The 16,024-nt window shown below is 70.9% G+C and carries 11 protein-coding genes; 9 read left to right on the top strand and 2 right to left on the bottom strand.

Features of this window, described 5'->3' with window-relative positions; all coding sequences use genetic code 11:
- Positions 1-52 precede the first annotated feature (52 nt).
- From yicI to ACFWBQ_RS01200, 9 genes are all read left to right on the top strand, one after another.
- On the top strand, positions 53-2,320 hold the full coding sequence (gene yicI / locus ACFWBQ_RS01240) for an alpha-xylosidase (RefSeq protein WP_385482643.1): 2,268 nt from the start codon (positions 53-55) through the stop codon (positions 2,318-2,320).
- A gap of 242 nt (positions 2,321-2,562) precedes the next feature.
- Positions 2,563-4,065 (top strand): aldehyde dehydrogenase family protein, encoded by a 1,503-nt coding sequence (locus tag ACFWBQ_RS01235; protein ID WP_385482641.1) that lies wholly within the window; start codon positions 2,563-2,565, stop codon positions 4,063-4,065.
- A gap of 116 nt (positions 4,066-4,181) precedes the next feature.
- Positions 4,182-5,753: a GMC family oxidoreductase gene (locus tag ACFWBQ_RS01230; RefSeq protein WP_385482639.1), complete on the top strand. Its 1,572-nt coding sequence runs from the start codon at positions 4,182-4,184 to the stop codon at positions 5,751-5,753.
- Positions 5,750-6,802, top strand: coding sequence for a glycine betaine/L-proline ABC transporter ATP-binding protein (locus ACFWBQ_RS01225; RefSeq protein ID WP_385482637.1), 1,053 nt, complete (start codon positions 5,750-5,752; stop codon positions 6,800-6,802). Before ACFWBQ_RS01230 ends, ACFWBQ_RS01225 begins: the two co-directional genes overlap by 4 nt.
- Positions 6,802-8,784, top strand: a complete 1,983-nt coding sequence (locus ACFWBQ_RS01220) for an ABC transporter permease (RefSeq protein WP_385482635.1) — start codon at positions 6,802-6,804, stop codon at positions 8,782-8,784. Before ACFWBQ_RS01225 ends, ACFWBQ_RS01220 begins: the two co-directional genes overlap by 1 nt.
- A gap of 1 nt (position 8,785) precedes the next feature.
- Entirely contained in the window at positions 8,786-9,769 is a 984-nt protein-coding gene (locus ACFWBQ_RS01215) for an ABC transporter substrate-binding protein (RefSeq protein WP_385482633.1), read from the top strand.
- Between the two features lie 179 nt (positions 9,770-9,948).
- Entirely contained in the window at positions 9,949-10,518 is a 570-nt protein-coding gene (locus ACFWBQ_RS01210; RefSeq protein ID WP_385482631.1) for a PadR family transcriptional regulator, read from the top strand.
- Positions 10,515-11,255 (top strand): ABC transporter ATP-binding protein, encoded by a 741-nt coding sequence (locus ACFWBQ_RS01205; RefSeq protein ID WP_385482629.1) that lies wholly within the window; start codon positions 10,515-10,517, stop codon positions 11,253-11,255. The genes ACFWBQ_RS01210 and ACFWBQ_RS01205 overlap by 4 nt, the downstream gene beginning before the upstream one ends.
- Complete coding sequence (locus ACFWBQ_RS01200; protein ID WP_385482627.1) at positions 11,245-12,579, top strand: FtsX-like permease family protein; 1,335 nt, start codon at positions 11,245-11,247, stop codon at positions 12,577-12,579. Before ACFWBQ_RS01205 ends, ACFWBQ_RS01200 begins: the two co-directional genes overlap by 11 nt.
- Positions 12,580-12,665: 86 nt before the next feature.
- On the opposite strand, the gene ACFWBQ_RS01195 is transcribed toward ACFWBQ_RS01200, so the two are convergent.
- Entirely contained in the window at positions 12,666-14,558 is a 1,893-nt protein-coding gene (locus ACFWBQ_RS01195) for an ABC transporter ATP-binding protein (RefSeq protein WP_385482625.1), read from the bottom strand.
- Positions 14,559-14,626: 68 nt separating this feature from the next.
- Positions 14,627-16,003, bottom strand: a complete 1,377-nt coding sequence (locus ACFWBQ_RS01190) for a cytochrome P450 (protein ID WP_385482623.1) — start codon at positions 16,001-16,003, stop codon at positions 14,627-14,629.
- Positions 16,004-16,024: the final 21 nt, after the last annotated feature.

Below are 16,024 nucleotides of genomic sequence, written 5' to 3'. Positions count from 1 at the left end.
CGCACGCCCCCGTCCCCCGACCGTTTCCCTTTGCCACCGGCAAGGAGTCCTCATGAAGTTCACCGACGGCTTCTGGCTCATGCGTGAGGGCGTCCGCGCCTCCTACGCGACCGAGATCCGCGATCTGCGCGTCGAAGCCGACCAGTTCACCGCGTACGCCGCGGTCAAGCGGGTTGCCGCACGCGGCGACACGCTCAACACCCCGTTGATCACCGTCGACTGCTTCTCCCCGGCCGAGGGCGTCATCGGTGTTCGGATCACGCACCACGCCGGAAAGGCCCGGCGCGGGCCCGATTTCACCCTCCTGCCCGGCGACAGCACAGCGCCGGCCGCCCGCACCCGCCGGGACGGTGCGGTCACCGAACTCACCAGCGGACCACTGACGTTGCGCATGGACGGCGACGGTCCCTGGGGCATGACCTTCCTCGACGCCGAAGGGCGGCGCCTCACGGGCGTGGATCCCAAGGGCACGGCGTTCGCCACGACACCCGACGGTACCCACCACATGATCGCCCAACTCGCGCTGAGCGTCGGCGAGAACGTCTACGGTCTCGGCGAGCGCTTCACGCCGTACGTGAAGAACGGCCAGACCGTCGACATCTGGCAGGCCGACGGCGGCACCAGCAGCGATCTCGCGTACAAGAACATTCCGTTCTACCTCTCCTCGCGCGGCTACGGCGTCTTCGTCAACCACCCCGGCAAGGTCTCCTTCGAGATCGGCTCGGAGTCCGTCGGCCAGGTGCAGTTCAGCGTCGAGGACCAGTCGCTGGAGTACTACATCGTCGCGGGGCCGACCCCGAAGGAGGTCCTGGCCCGCTACACGGCGCTGACCGGCCGGCCCGCGCTGCCGCCGGCCTGGTCGTTCGGTCTCTGGCTCACGACCTCGTTCTGCACGTCGTACGACGAGGAGACCGTCACCTCCTTCGTCGACGGGATGGCCGAGCGCGACATCCCGCTCAGCGTCTTCCACTTCGACTGCTTCTGGATGCGCGAGTACCAGTGGTCGGACTTTCTGTGGGACCCCGAGGTCTTCCCCGACCCGGAGGGCATGCTGGCCCGGCTCAAGGAGCGCGGACTGCGGATCAGCATGTGGATCAACCCGTACATCGCCCAGAAGTCCGTGCTGTTCGCGGAGGGCGCCGAGCTCGGGTACCTCGTGCGGCGGGAGAACGGCGACATCTGGCAGTGGGACCTGTGGCAGCCCGGCATGGCGCTGGTCGACTTCACCGACCCCGCAGCCCGCGAGTGGTACAACAGCAAGCTGCGCGCGCTGCTCGACCAGGGTGTCGACTGCTTCAAGACGGACTTCGGCGAGCGCATACCGACCGACGTGGTCTGGCACGACGGCTCCGACCCCGAGCGGATGCACAACTACTACGCGCAGCTCTACAACCGCACCGTCTTCGAGCTCCTGGAGAAGGAGCGCGGAACGGGCGAGGCGGTGCTCTTCGCCCGCTCCGCGACGGCGGGCGGGCAGCAGTTCCCGGTGCACTGGGGCGGCGACTGCTTCGCCTCGTTCACCGCGATGGCCGAGTCGCTGCGGGGCGGTCTCTCGCTGAGCCTGTCCGGCTTCGGCTTCTGGAGCCATGACATCGGCGGCTTCGAGGGCACCCCCGACCCGGCGGTCTTCAAACGCTGGCTCGCCTTCGGCCTGTTGTCCTCGCACAGCCGTCTGCACGGCAACGTCTCCTACCGGGTGCCGTGGGCGTTCGGCGAGGAAGCGGTCGACGTGGCCCGGCAGTTCACTCTGCTCAAGCACCGCCTGATGCCCTACCTGTACGGCGTGGCGGCGGAGGCCCACCGTACGGGCATCCCGATGATGCGCCCCATGCTGGTGGAATTCCCGGGCGACCCGGCCTCCCGCACCCTGGACCGGCAGTACATGCTCGGCTCCGACCTGCTGGTCGCGCCCGTCTTCACCGAGGACGGGGAGGTCGAGTACTACGTCCCCGAGGGCACCTGGACGTCGCTGCTCACCGGTGAGCGGATCACCGGCCCTGCCTGGCGCCACGAGACCCACGGCTTCGACAGCCTGCCGCTGCTCGTCAGGGACGGCGCCGTGCTGCCCTGGGGCGCCGACGACCAGCGGCCGGACGGCGACTGGCTGGACGGCCTCACCCTGCGGGTGTTCGGTTCCGGCAGCGGCGAGAGCGAGGTCACGGTCCCGGACCTGTCCGGCGGCCGCGCGGCAGCCTTCCGCGTCGTACGGGACGGAGCCGCCGTGCATGTCGTGGCGGAGGGCACCGACCGTCCGTTCCGCGTGAGCGTGGAGGAATCCGGAGCCACGGGGGAGGGGGCCGGGGCCGTGTCGGTCACCTGATCCGCCGCTCACCCGCACGACGGCCCGCCGTCGGCCCCAGCCAGGGGCCGACGGCGGGCCCTTCTGCGTTACCAGGGGTACGGCAGTGAGTCATGTCACCCAGGGTGAACTTCTCGGCATACATTCCGCCGGACCGGACAGGTGTCCAGGCCGCTGGTGTGCCCCAACCGGGCCCACCGGCGCGGAACAGTGCTCGGCCGGACCGGTGCGGAGCAAGTCAGGCACGGAAGGCAGACCACTACATGGCGGCGCTCGAGACCATTCACATCGACGGAACCTGGCGGGCCGCCGGATCGGGCGCGACGCGCGAGATCCTCGACCCCGCCGACGCCACCGTGCTCGCGCTCGTCGCCGAGGCCGGCATCGAGGACACCGACGCGGCGATAGCCGCCGCGCGCCGTGCCTTCGACGACGGCCCCTGGCCGCACAGGCCCGTCGCCGAGCGCGCCGGGCTGCTGCGCAGGGTCGCGGACCTCCTCCAGCGGGACCGCGAGGAGATCGCGATCACCGAGAGCCGCGACACCGGCAAGACCCTGGAGGAGGGACGCGTCGACGTCGACGACGTGACCAACGCCTTCCGCTACTTCGCCGACCTCGTCATGAACGAGAGCGGCGGCCGGGTCGTCGACGCAGGCGACCCCGATGTGCACAGCATCGTCGTGCACGAGCCTGTCGGTGTCTGCGCCCTGATCGCCCCGTGGAACTACCCGCTGCTCCAGGCCAGCTGGAAGATCGCCCCGGCGCTCGCCGCCGGCAACACCTTCGTACTCAAGCCCAGCGAGGTCACCCCGCTCTCCACGGTCCACCTGATCCGGCTGCTCTCCGAGGCCGGGCTCCCCGACGGCGCCGCCAACCTCGTCACCGGCGCGGGCGACCCCGTCGGCGCCCGGCTCTCCGAGCACCCGGACGTCGATCTGGTCTCCTTCACCGGCGGTCTCGCCAGCGGTACGAAGGTCGCCCGGGCCGCAGCCCCCACGGTCAAGAAGGTCGCCCTGGAACTCGGCGGCAAGAACCCCAACGTCGTCTTCGCCGACGCGTGCGCCACCGACGAGGACTTCGACACCGCTGTCGACCAGGCGCTGAACGCCGCGTTCTTCCACAGCGGCCAGGTCTGCTCCGCCGGGGCCCGGCTCGTCATCGAGGAGTCCGTCCGCGAGCGCTTCGTCACCGAACTCGCCCGCCGCGCCGACGCAATCCGGCTCGGCCGGGGCACCGTCGACGGCGTCGAATGCGGCCCGCTCGTCTCTGCCCAGCAGCTCGCCAAGGTCGAGGCGTTCGTCGCCTCGGCCCGCGAGGAGGGCGCGATCGTCCGCTCGGGCGGTGCCCGCCCCGAACCCTCGGACATACGGCCCGCGAGCGGCTACTTCTACCGGCCGACCGTCCTGGACGGATGCCACCGGGAGATGCGGGTGGTCCGCGAGGAGACCTTCGGGCCGATCCTGACCGTCGAGACCTTCCGTACCGAGGAAGAGGCCATCCGGCTCGCCAACGACACGGACTACGGGCTCGCGGGCGCCGTCTGGACCACCGACGCGGGCCGTGCCCGGCGCGTCGCCGGACGGCTGCGGCACGGCACCGTCTGGATCAACGACTACCACCCGTACCTCCCGCAGGCGGAGTGGGGCGGCTTCGGCAAGTCCGGTACGGGCCGCGAGCTCGGCCCCACCGGGCTCGCGGAGTACCGCGAGTCCAAGCACATCTACCAGAACCTCAACCCGCGCCCGCAGCGCTGGTTCGCCGGCTGACCGGAGCCGCTGCCCCGGAGCGGCCGACCGGCGCGGCTCACCCGCTCCGCCGTCCCCCGCCCCGCTGTTCGCAGCAACACGCACACGCAAGCACCTTGCAGAAGGAGCAGTGACCGATGCCCCCGTCCCCCAGCACCGCACTCCCCGAACCTGTCGACTACGTGATCGTCGGAGGCGGCACCGCCGGCTCGGTCATCGCCTCCCGCCTCACCGAGGACCCCGACGTCACCGTCACGGTCATCGAGGGCGGCCCCACCGACATCGACCGCGACGACGTCCTCACCCTGCGCCGCTGGCTCGGACTCCTCGGTGGCGACCTCGACTACGACTACCCCACGACCGAACAGCCGCGCGGCAACTCCCACATCCGGCACAGCCGGGCCCGGGTCCTCGGCGGCTGCTCCTCGCACAACACGCTGATCAGCTTCAAGCCGCTGCCCGGCGACTGGGACGAGTGGGCCGAGGCGGGCGCCGAGGGCTGGGACGCGGCCTCCATGGACCCGTACTTCGCCCGGCTGCGCAACAACATCGTGCCCGTGGACGAGAAGGACCGTAACGCCATCGCCCGCGACTTCGTCGACGCGGCGCAGGCGGCGGCCGGGGTCCCGCGCCTCGAGAGCTTCAACAGGAAGCCGTTCCACGAAGGCGCCGGGTTCTTCGACCTCGCCTACCACCCGGAGAACAACAAGCGCTCCTCCGCCTCCGTCGCCTACCTCCACCCGCACATCGAGGCCGGTGACCGCCCCAACCTCGAGATCCTGCTGGAGACCTGGGCGTACAGGCTGGAGTTCGAGGGCAACCGCGCCACCGGCGTACACGTCCGCACCGAGGGCGGCGAGGAACTGCTGCTGCGCGCGGCCCGTGAAGTCATCGTCTGCGCGGGTGCGGTGGACACCCCGCGGCTGCTGATGCACTCCGGGATCGGTTCGGCGAAGGACCTGACGGCGCTCGGTATCCCCGTCGTCCACGACGCACCGGGAGTCGGCGAGAACCTGCTCGACCACCCCGAGTCCGTCATCGTCTGGGAGACCGACGGGCCCATCCCCGAGAACTCCGCCATGGACTCCGACGCGGGCCTCTTCGTACGCAGGGATCCCGGATCCCGGGGCCCCGACCTGATGTTCCACTTCTACCAGATCCCCTTCACCGACAACCCGGAACGCCTCGGCTACGAGAAGCCCGCGCACGGGGTGTCGATGACCCCGAACATCCCCAAGCCGCGCAGCCGAGGCCGCCTGTACCTCACCAGCGCCGACCCCGCGGTCAAACCCGCCCTGGACTTCCGCTACTTCACGGACGAGGACGACTACGACGGCCGCACCCTGGTCGACGGGATCAAGCTCGCCCGCGAGATAGCGAAGACCGAACCGCTGGCCCACTGGCTCACGCGCGAGGTGTGCCCCGGCCCCGATGTCACCTCCGACGAGGACATCAGCGAGTACGCCCGCAAGGTCGCGCACACCGTCTACCACCCGGCCGGCACCTGCCGGATGGGCGCCCCGGGCGACCCGGCGGCCGTCGTCGACCCGCAGCTGCGTATCCAGGGCCTGGACGGCATCCGCATCGCCGATGCGTCCGTCTTCCCGACCATGCCCGCCGTCAACCCCATGATCGGGGTCCTGATGGTGGGCGAGAAGTGCGCCGAGCTTCTCCGAGCGACCCCGACCACCGGAGGCGACGTCCGATGAGCGAATCCACCACACCTGTCTTCTCCGTCCGTGACCTCTGGAAGGTCTTCGGCCCCAAGGCCGACCGCATTCCGGGCAGTGAGTACGCAGATCTGCCCGCCGCCGAACTGCGCGAACGCACCGGCTGCACCGCCGCCGTACGCAACGTCTCCTTCGACGTCAACAAGGGCGAAGTCTTCGTCGTCATGGGCCTGTCGGGCTCAGGCAAGTCCACCCTCGTACGCTGTCTGACCCGGCTGATCGAGCCCACCAGCGGCACCGTCGCCATCGACGGCGAGGACGTCCTGGCCATGGACCGCACCCGGCTGCGTGAACTGCGCCGCCACCGAGCCGCCATGGTCTTCCAGCACTTCGGACTGCTGCCGCACCGCACCGTCCTGGACAACGTCGCCTACGGCCTGGAGATCCAGGGCCTCGGCAAGGCCGAACGACGGGCCAAGGCGGCCGAACTGGTGGACAAGGTCGGCCTGACAGGTCTTGAGGGCCGTCGCCCCGCCCAGCTCTCCGGCGGCCAGCAGCAGCGCGTCGGACTGGCCCGCGCGCTCGCCGTCGACCCGTCCGTCCTCCTGTTCGACGAACCGTTCAGCGCACTCGACCCGCTGATCCGCAGGGAGATGCAGGACGAAGTCGTCCGGCTGCACAAGGAGGAGGGCCGCACCATGGTCTTCATCACCCACGACCTGAGCGAGGCCCTGCGCCTGGGCACCCGCATCGCCCTGATGCGCGACGGCGGCATCGTGCAGCTCGGCACCCCCGAGGAGATCGTCGGGTCGCCCGCCGACGACTACGTCCGCGAGTTCGTGCGCGACGTACCGCGCGAGCAGGTCCTCACCGTCTCGACCGCCATGCGGCCCCCGGCCGCCGGAGAGGGCGAACACGGTCCGGCGCTGCGCCCCGACGCCACCGTCTCCGAGGCCATCGAAGCGGTCGCCCGCTCCGGTGAGCCGACAGCACGGGTCATGGACGACGGCAGGCTGGTCGGCATCGTCGACCACGCGTGCCTGCTCGACGTGGTCGCGGGCACGGGGGCCCACGAGGTGAGCGTCTGATGGCAACCGCCCCAGCCACCACCGCAGCCGCCGCAGGACCCCCGGGCAGCGGACCCCTCGCCGCCCTGCGCGGCCGCCCCGCACTCGGCAAGCTCCTGATCCTGCTGGCGATCGCCGCAGTCGCCGTACCCCTGCTCCAGGCGCAGTGGGGCGGGGGAGTCTGGCCCACGGCCCTGACCGTCGACCTGACCGGACCACTCGGCGAGGTCAACGACTGGATCATCGCCAACCGCGACAGCCACCCGCTGTTCCTCTACTTCTTCGGCCACATCAGCAACGCCGTCGTCCTGTCCGTACGCGGCGTCTACCTGGTGCTGCTCGCGCTCGGCTGGGCCGGTGTCACCGCCCTCGCCGCGGTCGTCGCCTGGCGGGTGGCCGGGCTGCGGCTCGCCCTGACCGCCGCCGTCTGCTTCGGCGTCTGCGGCCTGCTGGGCATGTGGGTGCCGACCATGCAGACGCTCGCCCTCATGATCGTCGCAGTCCTCGCCTCCGTGGTGCTCGGCATGCTCCTCGGGCTCGCAGCCGGGCTTTCGGACCGTACCTTCCGGGTCCTGCGGCCCGTCCTGGACACCATGCAGGTGCTGCCGGCCTTCGCGTATCTGCTGCCCGTCGTGCTGGTCTTCGGCATCGGGGTGCCCGGCGCGGTCCTGGCGACCGTCGTCTACGCGGCTCCGCCGATGGCCCGGCTCACCGCACTCGGCCTGCGCGGCGCCGACGCCGGTGTCATGGAGGCCGTCGCCTCGCTCGGCGCCACCGGCAGGCAGCGCCTGCTGACGGCCCGGCTGCCGCTGGCCCGCAAGGAACTGCTCCTGGGGCTCAACCAGACCATCATGATGGCCCTGTCGATGGCCGTCATCGCCTCCATCATCGGAGCCGGTGGCCTGGGCGACCGCGTCTACCAGGCACTGTCCTCCGTCGACGTCGGTGCCGCGCTCGCCGCGGGCATCCCGATCGTGCTCCTCGCCGTCGTCCTGGACCGTACGACCGAGGCCGCAGGCAGGAAGATCGGCACGGAAGCGACCGGCCCGGCCGCCCTGCGGGGGCTGCCCGGCTGGGGCCTGGCCGCGCTGATCGTGGCGGCCGTCGCCGTCCTGGGACGGTTCACCGGCGGCCGGATCTGGCCCGAGGGCGCGATCGTCGCCATCGCGGGACCGGTCAACACCGCCAAGGACTGGATGGTCGACCACCTCTACACCGGCGTCCCCGTCGTCGGCGGAACCGCCGACTGGGCGGAGCACTTCACCAGCGGAATCCTCAACCCGCTGCGCAGCGGACTGCAGGGCCTGCCCTGGTGGTCGGTCCTGCTGGTCGTCGCCGCACTCGCCTGGACCATCGGCACCTGGCGCACCGCGCTCACCGCCGTGCTGGCCATGGCCGGCATCGGTGTCCTCGGCGTCTGGGAGCCGTCGATGGACACACTCAGCCAGGTCATCGCCGCTGTCGCCGTCACCCTGGTCCTGGGCTTCGGTATCGCCATCGGCGCCGCACGCAGCGAACGCCTCGAGCGGCTGCTGCGCCCCGTCCTGGACGTCTTCCAGACCATGCCGCAGTTCGTCTACCTCATCCCGGTCGTCGCCCTCTTCGGTGTCGGCCGCGCCCCCGCCGCCGCGGCGGCCGTCGTCTACGCACTGCCCGCCGTGGTCCGCATCACCACCCAGGGACTCCGGGGCGTCGACCCCGCCGCGATGGAGTGCGCCCGCTCGCTCGGCGCCACCGGTGGCCAGCAGCTGCGCCAGGTGCAACTGCCGCTGGCCAGGCCCGCCCTGCTGCTCGCTGTCAACCAGGGCGTCGTCCTGGTCCTCGCCGTGGTCATCATCGGTGGCCTCGTCGGCTCGGGCGCACTCGGTTACGACGTCGTGTTCGGCCTCGCCCAGGGCGACCTGGCGACCGGCCTCGTCGCGGGCGCCGCGATCGTCTGTCTGGGGCTGATGCTGGACCGGGTCACCCAGCCCACCACCCGCCGCCAGCGGAAGGAGAGCTGACATGGCTCGCACCCGTACCCGCGCGCACCTGCGCACGTCCGCGACCGTCGCCTCGGCCGCCGCCCTGCTTGTCGTCACCGGCTGCGGTGCGGCGGACATGACCAAGCAGGCGTCCCCGTTCGCCGCCCCCGCGGACATCAAGACCGTCACGCTCTCCGTCCAGTCCTGGGTCGGCGCACAGGCCAATGTGGCCGTCGCGCAGAAGCTCCTGGAGGACGAGCTGGGCTACCGCGTGGACCTGGTCCAGACGGACGAGGTCCCCGCCTGGGACGCACTCAGCCAGGGCCGCGTGGACGCCATCCTGGAGGACTGGGGCCACCCCGACCAGGAGAAGCTGTACGTCGAGGACAAGAAAACCATCGTTCCCGGCGGCGACCTCGGCGTCACGGGTCACATCGGCTGGTACGTACCGAAGTACTGGGCGGACGAGCACCCCGACGTCACGCAGTGGAAGAACCTCGACAAATACGCGGACGAACTGCGTACCGCGGAGAGCGGCGACAAGGGCCAGCTGATGGACGGTTCGCCGTCCTACGTCACCAACGACAAGGCGCTCGTGAAGAACCTCGACCTGGACTACAAGGTCGTCTTCGCGGGTTCCGAGGCCGCCCAGATCACCCAGATCCAGCAGTTCGCCAAGGAGAAGAAGCCCTTCCTCAGCTACTGGTACCAGCCGCAGTGGCTGTTCAACGAGGTGCCGATGGTCGAGGTGGAACTCCCGGAGTACACCGACGCGTGCGGGGCCAAGGACCCGGCCGACATCGACTGCGCATACCCGCAGACCCCGCTGCAGAAGTACCTCAACGCGGACTTCTCGAAGCGGGGCGGCGACGCCGCGGACTTCCTGAAGAAGTTCCATTGGTCGGAGAAGGACCAGAACGAGGTCTCCGAACTGATCGCCTCCGAGAAGCTCACGCCGCAGAAGGCGGCCGAGAAGTGGATCGAGAAGAACCCGGAGACCTGGAAGAAGTGGCTGGTCCGGTGACCTGAGTCAGGCGCTTCCCTCCGGATCGGGCCTCAGCCGCCGCGGCACACGTCGCGACGGCTGAGGCCCTTTCGCACGCCCCGCCGCTGCGGTCCGCACGTTCATGTCCTTCAGCCCGCCGGGCCACCGAGTCCGCCCGACTATTCACTCAGTACATGTACCGAGTATATAGTCGGGCCATGAGCACCCGCCATGTCCTCCTGGGCCTGCTCGCCGCCGGTCCCTGCCACGGCTACGACCTGAAGCGACAGTACGACGCACGCTTTCCACAGGCCCGCCCGCTGGCCTACGGGCAGGTCTATACGACTCTGCAACGCCTCGTGCGTGACGGCCTGGCCGCGGTCGAAGGCACCGATTCCGACGGCGGCCCCGAGCGAACTCTCTACCGCTCCACGGACCAGGGATCACGTGAACTGGCCCGGTGGGCCGACGAGATCACCGCGCCGGCACCCTTCGTGACGAACGAGATCTTCGCGAAGGTCGTGGTCTCGATCCTCGTCGAGGCAGCCGGCACACGGCCGGACCGGGACGGCCGGACACCGGACGCCGCAACGTACCTGTTGGCCCAGCGAGCCGCCCACATGGAGCGGATGCGCGAGCTCACCGCACTCAAGACCACGCCGGGCGCCGATCTCAGCACGGTGCTCTCGGCCGACTACGCCCTTGCCCATCTGGACGCCGACGTGCGGTGGATGACCACCACCGCAGCCCGCATCGACACCCTGACCGCGGAGGTCAACGCAGCATGAGCACACGGGACGAACAGCTCCTTCCAGGGGAGAACGCGCTGATCACGGCGCGCGGTCTGAAGAAGTCGTTCGGAAGGACTGAGGCACTGCGCGGCGCTTCGCTCGACCTCCACGCAGGCGAGATCCTGGCCGTCACCGGCACGAGCGGCAGCGGCAAGTCGACCCTGCTGCACTGCCTGGCCGGGATCGTCCGCCCCGACGAGGGCGTCGTCACCTACGGAAGCGAGCAGATCGACCGGTCGTCCGAGGAACGGCTCAGCGAGCTGCGGCGCAGCGACTTCGGGGTGGTGTTCCAGTTCGGCCAGCTGATCCCCGAGCTCACCGCGCTCGACAACGTGGCCCTTCCCCTGCTTCTCGCGGGGATCCGCCGCGGCCCGGCGAACGAGCAGGCCGGCGAGTGGCTGGAGCGCTTCGGCATCCGCGGGCAGGCAGACCTGCGCCCCGGTGGGATGAGCGGCGGTCAGAGCCAACGGGTGGCACTGGCACGCGCCCTGGTCACCGGACCGAAGGCCGTCTTCGCGGACGAACCCACCGGGGCCCTCGACTCGCTCGCCGGGGAACAGGTGATGACCGCCCTGGTGCACGCCGCCCGGGAATCGGCCACGGCGGTCCTGCTGATCACCCATGACGCGCAGACCGCGGCGTACGCGGACCGAGAGGTGTGGCTGCGGGACGGGGCCGTCCATTCCGGCTCGGCCGCTGTCACCGGCCAGGAGGCGGTTCGCCATGAAGGCTGACGTCCGCATCGCCTGGATCCTTGCGCGCGGATCCGAACGCCGCGAGGGGTGGAGGATCGTGCTCACCACTCTGGGCGCCCTGGCCGCGACGGGATTCGCGCTCGGCGCGGTGGCGATCGCCGCCGTCCCGGGGCAGGTGTCGATCCCGTACGCACACGGCCTGCTCAACCAGCCCGGGCAGCGCGCCGGTGTGGTGCTCACGCTCGTGCTCCTGCTGGTCCCCGTGCTGGGATTCCTCGGCCAGTGCGCCCGCATCGGCGCCGTGCACCGCCACCGGCGGATGGCCGCGATGCGGCTCACCGGGGCATCCCCCGCACAGGTGCGGAGGATCGCCGCGGTCGAGTCCGCGTTCCCCTCCCTCCCCGGGTCGGTGGCCGCCTTCGCCGCCTTCGCCGTACTCCTCGCCGTAACGGGACACGCGCCGCATCCCGCGGCCTGGGCGGGCTTCGCGGTGGTCGTCCTCGCCGTTCCGGTGGCCGCGGCCCTGGTCAGCGTCTTCGCCCTGCGCCACGTGGTCGCGTCACCGCTCGACCAGGTGCGCCGCACGGGCCCGGACCGGGGGCGCAGGGCGGTGTTCGGCTTCCTGCTCGCAGGTGTGCTGATCTCCGCGGCGGGGCTGTTCGTTCCTTTCTCCACCGGCGTCCGCTCCGCAGCGTTCCCGGCGCTGGTCCTGGCTCTGGTGTTCCTCACCGGGGCGGGCGCGATCTGGGTGGCCGGGGCGTCGGCGGCGTTCCTGGGCCGGCGGCTCACCCCCCGCGCGCAGCACCCCGCGGTGCTCATTGCCGCAGGCCGCCTTGCGCACGACCCCTGGGCGGCTGCGCGCACCCATGCCGCGCTGCTGCTGGTCACCGTCGTCGGGGTGGGCTTCGTGGGCGTGCGGGCGGTCCTGCTCGCGGACCTGCACGAGAGCGACAACGCGGCGGGAGACCTGGCGTTCTACACCACCGGCATCGACCTCGCCGGATCCGCCGTCCTGGTCGCCCTGGCGATCAGCCTCTGCGGACTGGCTGTGGGCACCGCAGAGTCGCTGGCCACCCGCCGCAGGGGCCTGGCCGTCCAGGCCGCGGCCGGGGTGCCGCGCACGGTCCTGGCCAGGGCCGCGCTCCTGGAGACCGCGCTCCCTCTGGCACCGGCGCTCCTGCTCGCGGGCGTCGGAGGCACGGCGCTGTACCTGGCCTACGCCGGCCTCGTGGGCGCCGGCTCGGTACCGCTGCTCCCGCTCCTTGTCCCCGTCGCGGTCTACGCGGCCTGCCTGCTGGCCGCGGCGACATCGCTGCCGCTCCTTCGACGCGTGACGCACCCGGCGGAGCTGCGGTTCACCTAGGAGTGCTTCGTCCGCGTCCGCGGCCACCTCCGCGGCACGCCGGAGGCCGGGGAAGGTGCCTTCCCCGGCCCGCAGGGTGCTGCCGGTCAGGCGACGGGCCGGGCCGCCTTCTCCGCCCCCGGGCGCTCGAACTGGGTGCGGTACAGCTCCGCGTACCGGCCCTCGGCCGCCAGCAGCTCGTCGTGCGTGCCCCGTTCGGCGACCCGGCCCTCCTCGATGACCAGGATCAGGTCGGCGGCCCGCACCGTGGAGAGCCGGTGGGCGATCACCAGGGCGGTGCGGCCTTCCAGGGCCTCGGCCAGTGCCTCCTGAACCGCCGCCTCCGACGTCGAGTCCAGGTGTGCGGTCGCCTCGTCGAGGATGACGACGCGCTGACCGGCCAGCAGGAGCCGGGCGATCGTCAGCCGCTGGCGTTCGCCGCCTGAGAGCCGGTAGCCGCGCTCACCGACGACGGTGTCGAGGCCGTCGGGCAGCGAGGCGACGAGCCCGTCGAGGCGGGAGCGGCGCAGCGCGTCCCAGATGTCGTCCTCCGTGGCCTCCGGCCGGGCCAGGAGCAGATTGGCGCGCACCGACTCGTGGAACAGGTGCCCGTCCTGGGTGACCATGCCGAGGGTCTCGCGGATCGAGTCGGCCGTCAGATCACGTACGTCGACGCCGTTCAGCCGTACGGAGCCCGCATCGGCGTCGTACAGCCGGGGAAGCAGCTGCGCGATCGTCGACTTGCCCGCACCGGACGAACCGACGAGCGCGACCATCCGCCCCGGCCGGGCGGTGAAGGAGACGTCGTGCAGGACCTGCGTGCCGCCCCGCGAGTCGAGGGTGGCGACCTCCTCCAGCGAGGCGAGGGAGACTTTGTCGGCGGACGGATAGCCGAAGGACACACCGTCGAACTCCACGGACACCGGCCCGTCCGGCACCCGGCGGGCATCCGGCTTCTCGGCGATCAGGGGCTTCAGGTCGAGGATCTCGAAGACCCGCTCGAAGCTGACCAGGGCGCTCATCACCTCGACGCGGGCACCGGCCAGTGCTGTCAGCGGGGCGTAGAGGCGGGTGAGCAGCAGGGCGAGGGCGACGACCGCGCCGGGTTCGAGGCTGCCGCGCAGCGCGTAGTAGCCGCCGAGTCCGTAGACCAGCGCGAGGGCCAGGGCTGACACCAGGGTGAGCGCCGTGATGAACGTCGACTGGAGCATGGCCGTACGGACGCCGATGTCGCGGACCCGGCCCGCGCGTGCGGCGAATGCGGCGGACTCGTCGGCCGGACGCCCGAAGAGCTTGATGAGGGTCGCGCCCGGCGCCGAGAAGCGCTCGGTCATCTGCGTGCCCATGGTGGCGTTGTGACCGGCGGCCTCCCGCTGCAGCGCCGCCATCCGGGAACCCATCCGGCGGGCAGGGACGACGAACACCGGCAGCAGGACCAGGGCGAGCAGCGTGATCTGCCAGGAGATGGTGAGCATCACGGCCAGCGTCAGCAGCAGGGTGACGGAATTGGAGACGACACCGGAGAGGGTGCTGCTGAAGGCCCGCTGGGCGCCGATCACGTCATTGTTGAGCCTGCTGACCAGCGCACCGGTCCGGGTCCGGGTGAAGAAGGCGACCGGCATCCGCTGGACGTGATCGAAGACTGCGGTACGCAGATCGAGGATCAGCCCCTCGCCGAGGGTGGCGGACAGCCACCGGGTGAGGAGACCGAGCCCGGCCTCGGACACGGCGATCAGGGCGATGAGCAGGGCGAGCCGCGTGACGGTACCGGTGTCCCGGCCCTGCACGATCGCGTCGACGACCTGTCCGGCGAGAACGGGTGTGGCCACCGCGAGCAGCGCGGTGGCCACACTGAGAAGCAGGAAGCGCTGGATCCGCCCCCGGTGCGGCCGGGCGAACGCCGCGATGCGGCGCAGGGTGGCCCGGGAGAAGGGCCTGCGGTCCTGTTGCGCGTTCATCGCGCTGTGCAGCGATGTCCACGCTGTGACTTCCATGTCCATGCGAGTGCCTCCGGAGTCGGGTTCGTACGCATGGAACGCTACGACCTCAAGCAAGCTTGAGGTCAACCTCAGGTGGTTCGGCGCGCCCGCACCGTCGCCAGGACCTCACGGTCCGGCTGCAGCGTCAGCGTCGGTACGGGGTTGATCACGCCCGGATCCACCTCCAGCTCGAAACGGCGCGCCAGGACGGCGAGGACCAGGACCGCCTCGACCATCGCGAAGCGCGTACCGAGGCAGACCCGGGGGCCGCCGCCGAACGGATACCAGGCGTACTCCGGGATCTCGTCACCGTGCTCCGGGTCCCAGCGCTCCGGACGGAACTCCTCCGGCTGCGGGAACCACCGCTCGTCCCGGTGCGTGGCCCACTGACTGCTCCACACCCGCGTGCCCACCGGCATCGGTACGCCACCGATCCGAGCCCCTTCCTTGGCGACCCCGGTCACCAGCCAGATCGTCGGGTACAGCCGCAGGGTCTCCTTCACCACCGCCTGGGCGTAGGTCAGTTGCGCGTAGTCGTCGATACCGGGCTCCCGGTCGCCCAGGACCCGGTCGAGCTCATCGGTGAGTGCCGCCCGCGCCCCGGGATTGCGGGACAGCAGGTACCAGGCCCACACCAGCGTCGAACTGGTCGTCTCGTGCCCGCCGATGTAGAGGGTGACCGTCTCGTCGCGTATCTCCTGGTCGGTGAGGTGCGCGCCGCTCTCGTCCACCGCGGAGAGCAGCCGGCTCAGCAGGTCGGGGCGCTCCCCGTCCCCGTCGCGATGGCGGGCCACCACCCGGCCGACCTCGGCGTCGATCACCGCGGCGGCCTTCTTGATCCTGGCCCGGCCGGGCGTCGGCACCCAGTCGGGCAGGATCGCTCCGAGGCCGCTGAACTCCTTGCCGATCTCCTGCTGTGCGATGTCCATCGCCCGGCCCATCGACTCCGCGTCCGCGGGGGTGTCCACCCCGAAGATCGTGCGGACCGCGATCTTCTGTGTCAGCGCCGCCATCTCCCGTTTGATGTCGATGCGTTCACCCCCCGACCAGGTGTCCGCGAGGTCCACCGTGCAACTCGTCATCGTCGACGCGTACGACTTCACCTGCTTGGGCCGCACGGACGGCTGCACCAGCGACCGCTTGCGCCGCCAGTCCGGACCGCGTGCGACCACCACGCCGTTGCCCATCACCGTGCGGAACGCGATACCCAGCAGCGGCTGGTCGAAGGTGCGTTCCGTCTCGGTGAGCAGCTCGCCTATGCACTCGGGGTCGGAGATGAACACGCAGTTGTTGCGACCGAAGCGCCAGCTCACCATGAATCCGTACCCGCGCAGACGCTCGAAGAAGGCGAGCGGGTCCTTTCCGAACTGAGGCAGACTTCCCAGGAAGGGCAGCCCCTTCGGACCCGGTACGAGCGAATGACCGCGCGGCTCGGCATCGACAGCCGCACCGGTTTCCGTGGACATGAGGGACTCCCGTCATCTGCC

The sequence above is a fragment of the Streptomyces sp. NPDC060035 genome, assembly GCF_042736635.1.
In the GTDB taxonomy this organism is placed as follows: domain Bacteria; phylum Actinomycetota; class Actinomycetes; order Streptomycetales; family Streptomycetaceae; genus Streptomyces.
Note: the sequence above shows the minus strand (reverse complement) of the source record. Positions and strands in the feature narration are given on the sequence as shown.

Excerpts from the sequence above, each read along its gene's own strand:
- ACFWBQ_RS01225 (WP_385482637.1), top strand. The coding sequence starts at position 5,750 with ATGAGCGAATCCACCACACCTGTCTTCTCCGTCCGTGACCTCTGGAAG.
- ACFWBQ_RS01190 (WP_385482623.1), bottom strand. The coding sequence starts at position 16,003 with ATGTCCACGGAAACCGGTGCGGCTGTCGATGCCGAGCCGCGCGGTCAT.
- ACFWBQ_RS01205 (WP_385482629.1), top strand. The coding sequence starts at position 10,515 with ATGAGCACACGGGACGAACAGCTCCTTCCAGGGGAGAACGCGCTGATC.
- ACFWBQ_RS01235 (WP_385482641.1), top strand. The coding sequence starts at position 2,563 with ATGGCGGCGCTCGAGACCATTCACATCGACGGAACCTGGCGGGCCGCC.
- yicI (WP_385482643.1), top strand. The coding sequence starts at position 53 with ATGAAGTTCACCGACGGCTTCTGGCTCATGCGTGAGGGCGTCCGCGCC.
- ACFWBQ_RS01215 (WP_385482633.1), top strand. The coding sequence starts at position 8,786 with ATGGCTCGCACCCGTACCCGCGCGCACCTGCGCACGTCCGCGACCGTC.
- ACFWBQ_RS01220 (WP_385482635.1), top strand. The coding sequence starts at position 6,802 with ATGGCAACCGCCCCAGCCACCACCGCAGCCGCCGCAGGACCCCCGGGC.
- ACFWBQ_RS01195 (WP_385482625.1), bottom strand. The coding sequence starts at position 14,558 with ATGGACATGGAAGTCACAGCGTGGACATCGCTGCACAGCGCGATGAAC.
- ACFWBQ_RS01200 (WP_385482627.1), top strand. The coding sequence starts at position 11,245 with ATGAAGGCTGACGTCCGCATCGCCTGGATCCTTGCGCGCGGATCCGAA.
- ACFWBQ_RS01230 (WP_385482639.1), top strand. The coding sequence starts at position 4,182 with ATGCCCCCGTCCCCCAGCACCGCACTCCCCGAACCTGTCGACTACGTG.
- ACFWBQ_RS01210 (WP_385482631.1), top strand. The coding sequence starts at position 9,949 with ATGAGCACCCGCCATGTCCTCCTGGGCCTGCTCGCCGCCGGTCCCTGC.